The 12,197-nt window shown below is 66.1% G+C and carries 10 protein-coding genes; 5 read left to right on the top strand and 5 right to left on the bottom strand.

Annotated elements, in window-relative coordinates; genetic code table 11:
• Positions 1-76 precede the first annotated feature (76 nt).
• The gene (hflX, locus tag CH251_RS23565) at positions 77-1,627 is read left to right on the top strand and encodes a GTPase HflX (protein ID WP_094615287.1); all 1,551 of its coding nucleotides are present in this window, start codon (positions 77-79) and stop codon (positions 1,625-1,627) included.
• Between the two features lie 5 nt (positions 1,628-1,632).
• Positions 1,633-2,721, top strand: coding sequence for a hypothetical protein (locus CH251_RS23560; RefSeq protein ID WP_094615286.1), 1,089 nt, complete (start codon positions 1,633-1,635; stop codon positions 2,719-2,721).
• A gap of 9 nt (positions 2,722-2,730) precedes the next feature.
• Here the strand turns inward: CH251_RS23560 and CH251_RS23555 are convergent, their stop codons facing one another.
• From CH251_RS23555 to CH251_RS23540, 4 genes are read right to left on the bottom strand one after another with little or no spacing between them, the layout of a single operon-like run.
• Complete coding sequence (locus tag CH251_RS23555) at positions 2,731-2,988, bottom strand: HPr family phosphocarrier protein (protein WP_032397893.1); 258 nt, start codon at positions 2,986-2,988, stop codon at positions 2,731-2,733.
• A 43-nt stretch (positions 2,989-3,031) separates the two neighbouring features.
• Entirely contained in the window at positions 3,032-5,077 is a 2,046-nt protein-coding gene (locus CH251_RS23550) for a fructose-specific PTS transporter subunit EIIC (RefSeq protein ID WP_094615285.1), read from the bottom strand.
• Positions 5,078-5,086: 9 nt separating this feature from the next.
• Positions 5,087-6,097, bottom strand: coding sequence for a 1-phosphofructokinase family hexose kinase (locus tag CH251_RS23545; protein WP_094615284.1), 1,011 nt, complete (start codon positions 6,095-6,097; stop codon positions 5,087-5,089).
• A complete protein-coding gene (locus CH251_RS23540) occupies positions 6,094-6,861 on the bottom strand; it encodes a DeoR/GlpR family DNA-binding transcription regulator (RefSeq protein WP_094615283.1) in 768 nt (255 codons plus the stop codon). Before CH251_RS23540 ends, CH251_RS23545 begins: the two co-directional genes overlap by 4 nt.
• Before the next feature lie 170 nt (positions 6,862-7,031).
• Between CH251_RS23540 and ptsP the strand changes: the two genes are divergently transcribed.
• The 3 genes from ptsP to CH251_RS23525 all read left to right on the top strand — a co-directional run bounded on the left by ptsP (position 7,032) and on the right by CH251_RS23525 (position 11,351).
• A complete protein-coding gene (ptsP, locus tag CH251_RS23535) occupies positions 7,032-8,762 on the top strand; it encodes a phosphoenolpyruvate--protein phosphotransferase (protein WP_256979256.1) in 1,731 nt (576 codons plus the stop codon).
• A 22-nt stretch (positions 8,763-8,784) separates the two neighbouring features.
• Positions 8,785-10,056 (top strand): uracil-xanthine permease family protein, encoded by a 1,272-nt coding sequence (locus CH251_RS23530; RefSeq protein ID WP_179273366.1) that lies wholly within the window; start codon positions 8,785-8,787, stop codon positions 10,054-10,056.
• A 152-nt stretch (positions 10,057-10,208) separates the two neighbouring features.
• On the top strand, positions 10,209-11,351 hold the full coding sequence (locus CH251_RS23525) for an acyl-CoA dehydrogenase family protein (protein WP_094615282.1): 1,143 nt from the start codon (positions 10,209-10,211) through the stop codon (positions 11,349-11,351).
• A gap of 77 nt (positions 11,352-11,428) precedes the next feature.
• Here CH251_RS23525 and lexA read toward each other — a convergent pair whose 3' ends face one another.
• Positions 11,429-12,112, bottom strand: a complete 684-nt coding sequence (gene lexA / locus CH251_RS23520) for a transcriptional repressor LexA (RefSeq protein ID WP_094615357.1) — start codon at positions 12,110-12,112, stop codon at positions 11,429-11,431.
• Positions 12,113-12,197: the final 85 nt, after the last annotated feature.

The following is a 12,197-nucleotide window of genomic DNA, read 5'->3' as shown; positions in this document are numbered from 1 at the left end:
TCGCACCGGCCTCGGCATCCGCCCGGACCGAAACCCGCGTGCATACGCTGGGCTTTTCGTGGATCATGGAGCTCGTATGACGAACTCACATGAAACATCCCCTGCGGGCGAACCGGTCGACGACAGTCGCGACGATCTCGACGGTGCTCCCGAAACCGAATCCGCCTGGACTCGAGAAGAGTCGGACGCGTGGTCGAGGCGACTGGCTCGGTCTCCGCTGAACGACGAGAACTCCCCGTCCTCCGGCGACATGCAGCTCGAAGACCGCACCGCGCTACGTCGAGTGGCCGGACTGTCCACCGAGCTCACCGACGTCACCGAGGTCGAGTACCGGCAGCTGCGCCTCGAACGCGTCGTGCTGGTCGGAGTCTGGACCACCGGCACGGCCGCTCAGGCCGAGTCCAGCATGACCGAGCTGGCTGCACTGGCCGAGACCGCCGGCTCGGAGGTACTCGAAGCGCTGATGCAGCGACGCGACAAGCCCGATGCCGCGACGTACATCGGCTCCGGTAAGGCCAAGGAAGTACGCGACATCGTCCTCGCGACCGGTGCCGACACGGTGATCTGCGACGGTGAACTGACGCCTGCTCAGCTCAATGCGCTGGAGAAGGTCGTCAAGGTCAAGGTCATCGACCGCACGGCGCTGATCCTCGACATCTTCGCCCAGCACGCGACCTCGCGAGAAGGCAAGGCGCAGGTCGCCTTCGCGCAGATGGAATACATGTTGCCCAGGCTTCGCGGCTGGGGTGAATCCATGTCGCGGCAGGCCGGTGGACGGGCAGGCAGCAACGGTGGTGTGGGTCTGCGCGGACCGGGTGAGACGAAGATCGAGACCGACCGTCGACGCATCCGTGAGCGGATGGCCAAGCTGCGCCGCGAGATCAAGGGCATGAAGCAGGCCCGCGACACCAAACGCGAACAGCGCCTGAGCGGTACGGTGCCGTCGATCGCGATCGTGGGGTACACGAACGCAGGCAAATCGAGTCTGCTGAATGCGCTCACCGGATCCGGTGTGTTGGTTCAGAACGCACTGTTCGCCACCCTCGATCCCACCACGCGCAAGTCGACGCTCGAAGACGGCCGCGAGATCGTGATGACCGACACCGTCGGCTTCGTTCGGCATCTTCCGACTCAGTTGGTCGAAGCGTTCCGCTCGACGCTCGAGGAAGTCACCGATGCAGATCTGCTGCTGCACGTGGTCGACGGATCGGATCCTCTTCCGATCGATCAGATCAAGGCCGTGCGCGAGGTGATCACCGAGGTGGTTCGCGAGCAGGATGCGAAGATGCCGCCGGAGTTGTTGGTGGTCAACAAGATCGACGCTGCCGATCCGGTTCAGCTGACCCAGCTGCGTGGATTGCTCGACGGCGCTCGGTTCGTGTCGGCCAAGACCGGCGAGGGAATCGACGCTCTGCGGGATCACCTGGCCGAGATCCTCTCCGAGCCGGACGTGTTGGTCGACGTTCTCGTGCCCTACACGCGTGGTGATCTGGTTGCGCGAATCCACACCGATGGCCGGATCGTGAAATCCACCCACGAGGAAGAGGGCACACGCGTGGAAGCTCGTGTGCCGCAGTCACTTGCGGCAGCGCTCGTCGAATTCACGGCGACCGTGCCCAGCGTCTGACCTCGGTGGGGCCACGGCTGGTGGTGGGCGGAGCGGTGGCGGCCGTGGTCGCCACGACGATCGCGTTCTCGGGAACTGCCTTCGCTGCCCCGATCGAGACCGAAACGTACTGTCGGCCGACCGATCCTGGCCTCGCCGAGTTGTCGGGGCTGACCTCGATCGACGGGGTCCTGTACGCGATCGGTGACAGTGGAGCCGATGATCGGGTCGCGGTGCTCGGTGCCGACTGCGCGGTTGCGCGGTGGATCGACGTGCCCGTCGACCCGTACGACGTCGAGGACCTGACGTCGTACGACGGCTCGCTGTGGTTGGCGGACATCGGCGACAATCAGATGCGCCGCGAGACAGTGGCATTGACGCGAATGGACCCGGACTCGGGTTCGGGCGAACTGTACCGACTGACCTACCCCGACGGCGCGCACGACGCCGAGACGATATTGATCGAGCCCGGTGGTAGGCCGGTGATCGTGACCAAGGCACTCTCGGGCGTGAGCGGGGTGTACGTACCCGCCGGCGACGAATCCGTCGCCGATCTGACCAGCCCTGGGCCGACGCCGATGCGGAAGGTCGGGAATCTGGCGTTCACCGCGACGGACACGGTCGGTGGACCGCCGTTCGTGGTCGGATCGATACTGGCGACCGGGGGAGCGGTGAGCGCCGACGGTGCCGTGGCCGGAGTGCGCACCTACACCGACGCCTACCTGTTCCGCCCGTCGGACGGGGACATCGCGTCGGCGTTGGTCGATCCGACAGCGTCTCGTGCCGTGGTGCCGCTGCCCGATCAGCCGCAGGGTGAGGCACTGGTCTTCGCCGACGACGGGTCCTTGCTCATCGCATCCGAGGCAGGATTCGGACCCGCAGAGGCCACGCTTCCGCCGATCCTGAGGATCCCCGACGCGGTAGCGCTCGACATGTCCACGCCCGAACGTGCTGCTGTGGAGCCGGTATCGCCGACCGTCGTTCCCGAGCAGCCGGCACAGACGCCGACAGCGACGGACTCGGAATGGACATTCCGAGCGGCCGTCGCTGCCGGTGTGGTGCTGATCGCCGGAGCGGTGGGATTCAGCGTCCGGCGATCGATGCGTTCTCGCTAGAAGCTGGACCTAGGCATCCAAGTCTGCTTCGACGAGTGCGACCACTTTGTCGTGTGCTGCCTGGTCGTCGCTGCTGACCGTGACTTCGGTGCCCTTGGTGGCGCCGAGCGTCATGATCATCAGTGCCGAACCTGCATCGACGGGCTCCGAGTCGGCCACTGCGAGGGTGACGTCCACGCCGGCTTCGGCGACGGCGTCGGCGATCAGTGCTGCGGGTCGAGCGTGCAGACCGATCGAGGATCCGACGGCGACTGTGGTGCTGGGCATGTGGTGCTCCTTCGTAGTGGGGTTGTTGCGATCGTAGCGAGTCTCAGACGGTGGCGAGTGCGGGATCGAGTTCGGCGTCCGACGGGGCGTTCTTGCTCTTGACGAACTGCTTGGCGGAGACGACCAGGAACGCGGAGACGATGGTGCCCGCCGCCAGCGAGAGGATGAACCACAGGATGTTGCCGATCGCGAAGAACACGAAGATGCCGCCGTGCGGTGCGCTGAGGGTGACGTCGAACGCCATGATCATCGCGCCGGTCACTGCGCCGCCTGCCATCATCGAGGGGATGACGCGGAACGGATCGGCAGCGGCGAACGGGATTGCGCCCTCGGAGATGAATGCAGCTCCCAGGAACCATGCGGCCTTGCCGTTCTCGCGCTCGGCTTCGGTGAACAGACGTGCGCGAACGGTCGAGGCGAGTGCCATGGCCAGGGGCGGCACCATTCCTGCGGCCATGACTGCAGCCATGATGCGAAGCGAGGCGGTGTCGGTGACCGACAGGCCTGCGGTGGCGAATGCGTAGGCAGCCTTGTTGACCGGTCCACCGAGGTCGAAGCACATCATCAGGCCGAGAATGATGCCGAGGATGATGACCGAGGAACCGCTGAGGCCGTTGAGCCAGTTCGTGAGTCCACTGGTGATCGCGGCGAGTGGCTTGCCGAGCAACAGGAACATGATCGCGCCGACGATGAGTGTGGCGAACAGCGGAATGATGACGACCGGCATGAGGCCGCGCAGAACCGTGGGGATCCTCCACTTGCTGATCCACAGTGCGACGAAGCCCGCGATCAGACCACCGACGAGACCGCCGATGAAGCCTGCACCCACCAGGACTGCCACCGCGCCTGCGGTGAATCCTGGTGCCAGACCTGGTCTGTCGGCAATGGCGTAGGAAATGTAGCCGGCCAGCGCGGGCACCAGGAAGCTGAAGGACAGCGCGCCGATCTGGAAGAGCACGGCACCGAGGTAGGCGGCGATTCCGCCTTCGGGCAGCGAGGTGATGGAGTTGTTGACGACGATGTCCTCGGCGACTCCGGAGATCTGGTATCCGCCGAGCAGGAAGCCGAGAGCAATCAATAGACCACCGGCAGCGACGAACGGGATCATGTAGCTGACGCCGGTGAGCAGAATCTGGCGGATGCGGGTGCCCCAGCCGAGTTCGCCCGCGGAGTCGTTCGAGCCGGCAGCAACTGCGGTACCGCCGACGCGAGCTGCGTCCGGGTTCAGTGCAGCGCGCAGGGCTTCGGTGAGCATGACGTCGGGCTCGTTGATGGCGCGCTTGACGCCGGAGGAGATGACCGGCTTTCCGGCGAAACGCTCGCGGCCCTTGACGCCCACATCGGTGGCGAAGATGACTGCCTCGGCTCCGGCGATGATCTTCGGGTCCAACGGCGTGCTGCCGCTCGAGCCCTGGGTCTCGACGTGAACCGTGACTCCGGCACGCTCACCCGCTGCGACGAGGGAATCGGCAGCCATGTAGGTGTGCGCGATTCCGGTGGGGCAGGCGGTGACTGCGACGATGTGCTTGGGGGCAGTGGCCTCGGCCGGGGTGGCGGCCGCGCTGTGCTTGGCGGTCGACACGGGAGCTGCCGCGGGGGTCGTCGCTGCCGGCTTGGCGGCAGGGTTGATGACACCGTCGACGAGGGTGACGATCTCGGCAGCCGAGGACGCGTTGCGCAGCGAGGTGACGAACTCCGGCTTGACCAGTGCGCGCGCCAGGCTCGAGAGCAACTTCATGTGCGCCGAACCGGCACCGGCCGGTGCTGCGATGAGGAAGACGAGGTCGGCGGGGCCGTCGGGGGCACCGAAATCGACCTTGGGGTTCAGGCGGGCGAAGCCGAGCGAGGCAGAGGTGACCGCTTCGGAGCGGCAGTGCGGAATGGCGATGCCGCCGGGCAGGCCGGTTGCCGACTGCGCTTCGCGGGCCAGAGCGGCGTCGCGCAGAGCGTCGGTCTCGGTTGCGCGACCCGCGGAAGCCAGAACGCCTGCGAGGCGTTCGATGACGGCTTCCTTGGACTCGCCGAGATCGGCGTCGAGGAGGATCAGATCCTCGGCGATGATCTGCTGATCTTCGGTGGGGGTGGACATTGCAGACTCCTAGAGACGGTTCGAAGAAGGGGAGAGCGTGGACGGGGTGACGGAGGTGGGGATGTCGAGCGCACGGACCGTCACCGAATTCGGGTGGGTCTGCTCGGGCAGTGGAAGCGTGGTGCCTGGAAGCGCGGTTGCTGCCGTTCCGTAGGCGACGGCGCGGCGAAGTTTGTCTGCGTCGGAACAGTTCTCGGCATCGGCGAGGATGTAGCCGGCGAGCGAGGAATCGCCTGCGCCGACCGTGCTGACCGCGGTGATCGGGGGCGGGCTGGCGTACCAGGAACCGTCCTCGGTGACCAGTACGGCTCCGGCGCTGCCGAGCGTGGCCAGTACCGCGCCGACGCCTCGGCCGAGAAGGATTGTGCTGGCTGCGATGGCAGCCGTCGGATCACCCTGCGCCGCTGCGCTTTCCAGCTCTTCGGAATCGTACCCGGTGAGTTGGGCGAGTTCCTCGGAATTGGGTTTGATCAGATCGGGTGCCGATGCCGGGAAGGCCGCCGCGAGTGCGAGCAGTGGCTCGTCGGAGGTGTCCACGGCAACTTTCGCCGACGTGGCACGCAGGGCAGTGACGAGCTCGGCATACCAGTCGACGGGGAGGCCCGGCGGAAGCGAACCCGAGAGCACCACCCATTCGGCATCGACCGCGAGGGAGAGGATTCGATCCCGCAGCTCGGCGCGGGTTCGCTCCGACACCGTCGCACCGGGCTCGTTGATCTTGGTGGTGGTGCCACCGACCTCGCTCACCGTGATGTTGGTCCGCGCCGGACCCGACGTCGGAACCGCTGAATACCGCACTCCCTTCGCGGCCATCGCGTCGAGCAGGGGGTCTCCGGTGTTGGCCGGGAGCACCGCAAGCGCCTCGACTCCCGATCCTCCGAGTACGCGAGCGACGTTGACGCCCTTGCCTCCTGGATCGGTGGACGACGTCGATGCCCGGTGTACGCCGCCGCGGACGAGCGGTGTGTCGAGTGTGACCGTCCGATCCATGCTCGGGTTCGCCGTGAGTGTGACCATCATGCGATCACCACCTCGATTCCTTTGTCGCTGAGATTCTTTCGGTCATTGGTAGAAATGTCGCTGTCGGTGACGATGACATCGATGGATCCCACTCGGGCGAAGCTGACCAGATGCTCGCGGCCGATCTTGGACGAATCTGCCAGCACCACAACGTGGTTCGCCGCCTCGACCATGGCGCGTTTGACTGCTGCCTCGTCACTGTCGGGAGTGGACAGTCCGTGCCCGACGCTGATGGCATTGGTGCCGATGAACGCGACGTCCACACGGAGCCATTCGAGGGCGCTCAGTGCTTCGTCGCCGACGGCCGCCTGAGTGGTCCCACGTACCCGCCCGCCGAGCAGTCGAAGGTTGATACTCGGCATCGTTGCGGCGCGGGCGGCGATCGGGACCGAGTTGGTCACCAACGTCAGCTCGCGATCGTGAGGGAGCAAACCGGCGAGTCGGCCGGTTGTGGTGCCGGCATCGAACACGGCGCTGCCGCCCACCGGTGGCAGGAAGGACAGGGCGGCGGCCGCGATCGCGTCCTTCTGATCGGCGCGGGTGAATTCGCGTTCCGAGACGCCCGGTTCGAGTGTGGTCAGCGCCGACGCGGGTACTGCTCCACCGTGGACGCGGCGCACGACGCCCATTCGATCGAGAGTGGCGAGGTCGCGTCGCACAGTTTCTGTGGTGACGCCGTAGGTGGCGGAGAGATCGTTGACGGAGACGCGGCCTTGGGTGCTGATGAGTTCGGCTATGGAGTGCTGTCGTTCTTCTGCGTACACCTGCGTCTCCTTCCTTGTTGATGTTGCTTTATGTTGTTTTACGCCCGTGTGTGTTGACATGTCAAGGGTTTGGAGTAATCTCGGTCACAACACAAGCGGGTGATGGCCCCCACCACAGCTCGCCGGACAGTACGAAGACCTTTGTTCACGCAGGATCCGAGGAGGACCACATGACGGGATCGGTTAGCACCGTTTCGACCGGACACGGCGACACGACAGTCGATGCAGCCGGAACCGGAGCAGCGCAGACCACGCTTCACGGCACGCCTGTCGTGCCGGGCGTCGGATACGGCCGAGTGATCCGCCCCGGTGCCCGTCCCGCCATCCCTGCCGATACGGGCGAGGTGGCAGAGGCGGATCGAGGTGCCGAGAAGGACGTCTTCGACGCCGCAGCGAACGCCGTTGCCGCTCGACTGCGCGGTCGCGCGGAGCTGGCGACCGGAGCTGCCTCGGAAGTCCTGTCGGCCAACGCCGCGATGGCAACGGACCGCGGTTGGCTCGGTGCCGCGCGCGCTTCGATCGCCAAGGGCAGTTCGGCGGTCACCGCCACTGCCGCGGCCACCGAGAAGTTCGCCGCGATGTTCACCCAGCTCGGCGGGCTGATGGCTGAGCGCGTGACCGATCTCCGCGACATCCGCGATCGGGTCATCGCCGAGATCCTCGGCGTTCCGGAGCCCGGTGTGCCGGTGCCGGACGAACCGTCGGTGTTGTTCGCCGACGACCTGGCACCCGCCGACACCGCCGGCCTCGACCCTGCGTTGATCGTGGGTCTGGCCACCTCGCTGGGCGGTCCGACCAGCCACACCGCGATCATCGCGCGCCAGCTGGGCATTCCCTGCATCGTTGCGGTGGCCGGCCTCGACGACATCGCCGCGGGTACGAACGCATCGGTCGACGGCACCAGCGGCCGCATCGAACTCGAGCCCGACGCGGAGTCGGCTCGCGCCGCGGTCGTCTCTGCCCGTGACGAGCTCGATCGGGTGTCCCAGTGGGTCGGTCCCGGTACCACCGCCGACGGCCACGCGGTCGACATTCTCGCCAACGTCCAGGACGGTGCCGGTGCTCGCGCAGCGCGGTCGAGCGCAGCGGACGGCGTCGGACTGTTTCGTACCGAACTGTGCTTTCTCGACCGCGACTCCGAACCCACCGTCGACGAGCAGGCCGAGATCTACGCCCAGGTACTCGACGCGTTCGCGGGCAAGAAGGTCGTCGTGCGAACTCTCGACGCAGGCTCGGACAAGCCGCTTCGGTTCGCCACGCATCCCGACGAGGCCAACCCGGCGCTGGGCATCCGCGGCATCCGCATCGCAGAAGCCGACCGCGGGATTCTGTACCGGCAGCTCGACGGCATCGCGGCAGCCGCGAAGGCGACCGACTCCTCCCCGTGGGTGATGGCTCCGATGATCGCGACCGCGCTGGAGGCGAAGGATTTCGCCGCCGACGTCCGTGAACGAGGACTCACGCCCGGCGTCATGATCGAGATCCCCGCCGCCGCGCTGCTCGCCGAACACATCCTCGAGCACGTGGACTTCCTGTCCATCGGCACCAACGACCTGGCTCAGTACACGATGGCCGCCGACCGCATGTCCGCTCAGCTCGCCGGCCTGACCGATCCGTGGCAGCCGGCCGTGCTGGCGCTGGTGGCGCACACCGCTGCCGCGGGAGCCAAGGCGGGCAAGCCCGTCGGTGTCTGCGGTGAGGCCGCTGCCGATCCACTGCTGGCCTGTGTGTTGGTCGGACTCGGTATCACCTCGCTGTCGGCTGCATCGGCTGCTGTCGCGCACGTGGGCTCGAAATTGGCAACGGTCACGCTCGATCAGTGCAAGGAAGCGGCCGCCGCAGCCCTGAAAACGGACAGCACCGCCGCCGCCCGCGAGGCAGTGAGCGCGATCCTCGGCTGATCCAATAGTGTTGCCTTCCATCATGAGAACTCTGGGTTGGACGCTGCACGGAAACGGAAAGACCGTCGAAGCCGGGGCGGTGGTCTCGCCCGACGAACGCTTGACGTGGCCACGCACCATCGGTATCGGAATGCAGCACGTCGTCGCGATGTTCGGTGCGACACTGCTGGTTCCGACGATCACCGGATTTCCGGTATCGACCACGCTGCTGTTCTCGGGCATAGGAACGGCACTGTTCCTCGTCATCACCCGAGGGCGCGTTCCCAGCTACCTGGGTTCGTCCTTCGCTTTCCTGGCCCCGCTCGGTGCCACCCAAGCGAACGGACCCGCCGCCCAACTCGGAGCTGTCCTGTGTGTCGGCGTCGTACTGGCCGCCGTCGGCTTCGTGGTGAAGTTCGCGGGCCAACGGGTGCTCGACGCGGCCATGCCGCCGGTGGTGACCGGTGCCGTCGTCGTGCTCATCGGGCTGAACCTGGCACCGGCCGCCACCACGTCGTTCGAGGCACAGCCGCTGATCGCAGCCGTCACCCTGATCGCGATTCTGCTGGCGACGGCGCTCGGACCGGGCCTGATCGGACGACTCGGAATTCTGCTCGGTGTCGTCGTGGGTTGGGTGTTCGCCGCCGTCACCGGGGGCATCGCGCAACCGCGTCTCGACGCACTGAGCGCGGCGAGCTGGATCGGTCTGCCCGAATTTCGCGGTCCCTCCTTCGAGCTGTCCGTGATCCTCGTGGCGCTGCCGGTGGTGATCGTCCTCGTCGCCGAGAACGTGGGGCACGTCAAAGCCGTCGCCGCGATGACCGGCAAGAACCTCGACGACGTGGCCGGTGACGCATTGATCGCCGACGGGCTGGCGACCACACTCGCCGGAGCCGGCGGCGGTTCGGGAACCACCACCTACGCAGAGAACATCGGTGTCATGGCCGCCACCCGCGTGTACTCGACCGCGGCGTACTGGGTCGCATCGATCACGGCGATGGTGCTCGCATTCTCGCCCAAGTTCGGTGCCCTGATCTTCACCGTGCCCGACGGGGTCATCGGCGGCGCAACCCTGGTTCTCTACGGCCTCATCGGGCTGCTCGGCGTACGCATCTGGACCGACGCGAAGGTCGACTTCACCGATCCGGTCAATCTCATGGTCGTTGCTGCGGCGCTGGTCGCCGGAATCGGTGACCTGACTCTGTCCGTCGGGTCGGTCGAGCTCGGCGGTATCGCCTGGGGTTCGGTGGGCATCCTTCTCGGTTACCCGATCGTCTCGGCGCTCGCGAGAAGCACAGGCAGACGAGGTCGTTAGCGGGGTCGGTCACGGATCGCGCGCGTTTTGGTCATCGACCGCTTCGCCACCGCGGACGTAGTGTTTCCCTGTGACGTCAGTCGTACCGGCGACCGAGATCCGTAGAGATTTCGCGTGGTCGCTGCCGGTATGCACCGAACAAGGAGACATTCGTGGAACGCACACTTTTCGAGCCCGAGCACGAGCTGTTCCGGGAGTCGTACCGGAAATTTCTCGATCAGCACGTAGCGCCGAACCACGCGAAGTGGGAAGAGCAGAACATCGTCGATCGCGACGTCTGGGTCGAGGCCGGTAAGCAGGGCTTCCTCGGAACGGCAGCGCCCGAGGAATTCGGCGGCGGCGGAGTCAAGGACTTCCGCTACAACGCCATCGTCACCGAGGAAACCACCCGCGGCGGATACAGCGGTATCGGTTTCACCCTGCACAACGACGTCGTCGCGCCATACCTGATCGATCTTGCGAACGACGAGCAGAAGGCGCGCTGGCTTCCCGGATTCTGCTCCGGCGAACTGATCACCGCGATCGCGATGACCGAGCCGGGAACCGGAAGCGACCTGCAGGGCATCAAGACCAAGGCCGTCCGTGACGGTGACGACTGGGTACTCAACGGCTCGAAGACGTTCATCACCAACGGAATCAACGCCGACCTGATCATCGTCGTGGCCTGCACCGACCCCGAGAAGGGCGCGCAGGGCTTCAGCCTGCTGGTCGTCGAACGCGACATGCCCGGATTCGAGCGAGGCCGCAACCTCGACAAGATCGGCATGAAGGCTCAGGACACCGCCGAGCTCAGCTTCACCGACGTTCGCGTGCCCGCCGCCAACCTGCTGGGCGAGGAAGGCATGGGCTTCATCTACCTCATGCAGAATCTGCCGCAGGAACGCCTGTCGATCGCCGTCGTCGCGGCCGCCGCGATGGAATCCGCGCTCGAGATGACGATTCAGTACTGCCGCGACCGCAAGGCCTTCGGAAAGTCGATCGGCAAGTTCCAGAACACCCGATTCGTGTTGGCGGAATTGGCCACCGAAACCACCGCCACCCGCATCATGGTGGACAAGTTCATCGAACTGCTCAACGCAGACAAGTTGACCGTGCAAGAAGCCGCCATGGCGAAGTGGTGGACCACCGAGAATCAGGTCAAGCTGATCGACCGGTGCCTGCAGCTGCACGGCGGCTACGGCTACATGAAGGAATACCCGATCGCCAAGGCGTACATGGACTCTCGTGTGCAGACCATCTACGGCGGCACCACCGAAATCATGAAGGAGATCATCGGCCGCGGATTGAATCTGTGATCCGCTGATCCGAGGAACGCGAAGGGCCGCAGCACTCCTGTGCTGCGGCCCTTCGCGTGTCACTACGGTGAAGATTCCTACAGCTTGCGCATCACGGTGACGACCTTGCCGAGGATCGCGGCGTTGTTGCCCGGGATCGGCTCGAACAGCGGGTTGTGCGGCAGCAGCCACACCTCGCCCTTGGACCGCTTGAAGGTCTTGACGGTGGCCTCGCCGTCGATCATCGCAGCGACGATGTCGCCGTTGTCGGCCACGGACTGCTGACGAACCACCACCCAGTCGCCGTCGCAGATGGCCGCGTCGATCATCGACTCGCCGACCACCTTGAGCAGGAACAGCGAACCCTGACCCACCAGCTCGCGGGGGAGCGGGAAGACGTCCTCGACGGCCTCCTCGGCCAGAATCGGACCGCCTGCGGCGATCCGGCCCAGCACCGGCACGAACGTCGGGGTCGGCAACCGATCCTGATCCTCGGACGCCTGCGATCCGTCGACCGCAGCAGCAGCCTGATCGGCCTGCACCTCGTCGAGACCGCGGACGTCGACGGCGCGGGGGCGGTTGGCGTCGCGCCGGAGGAAGCCCTTGCGCTCGAGGGTGCGGAGTTGGTGAGCAACGGACGACGTCGACGTCAGGCCGACCGCGTCACCGATCTCCCGAATGCTCGGTGGGTAACCGCGCTCGGTGACCGAAGCGCGAATGACCTCGAGTACCTTCCGCTGCCGCTCGGTCAGACCAGCACTGATGTCGGTGCCGACTTCCATGGCCTTGGATGTCGGTTCCGCGGCCGGCTTGCCCGCTGCGGCCTTCGGTGCGGTGGCCCTGGCTCCGGTCGTCTTGGAACCGGTC

Source organism: Rhodococcus sp. 06-462-5 (assembly GCF_002258315.1).
Lineage (GTDB): Bacteria > Actinomycetota > Actinomycetes > Mycobacteriales > Mycobacteriaceae > Rhodococcoides.
The sequence above is the reverse complement of the archived record's forward strand: the minus strand, read 5'-3'. Positions and strand labels throughout refer to the sequence as shown.

Excerpts from the sequence above, each read along its gene's own strand:
- hflX (WP_094615287.1), top strand. The coding sequence starts at position 77 with ATGACGAACTCACATGAAACATCCCCTGCGGGCGAACCGGTCGACGAC.
- CH251_RS23555 (WP_032397893.1), bottom strand. The coding sequence starts at position 2,988 with ATGCCCAGCACCACAGTCGCCGTCGGATCCTCGATCGGTCTGCACGCT.
- CH251_RS23550 (WP_094615285.1), bottom strand. The coding sequence starts at position 5,077 with ATGTCCACCCCCACCGAAGATCAGCAGATCATCGCCGAGGATCTGATC.
- CH251_RS23545 (WP_094615284.1), bottom strand. The coding sequence starts at position 6,097 with ATGATGGTCACACTCACGGCGAACCCGAGCATGGATCGGACGGTCACA.
- ptsP (WP_256979256.1), top strand. The coding sequence starts at position 7,032 with ATGACGGGATCGGTTAGCACCGTTTCGACCGGACACGGCGACACGACA.
- CH251_RS23530 (WP_179273366.1), top strand. The coding sequence starts at position 8,785 with ATGAGAACTCTGGGTTGGACGCTGCACGGAAACGGAAAGACCGTCGAA.
- lexA (WP_094615357.1), bottom strand. The coding sequence starts at position 12,112 with ATGGAAGTCGGCACCGACATCAGTGCTGGTCTGACCGAGCGGCAGCGG.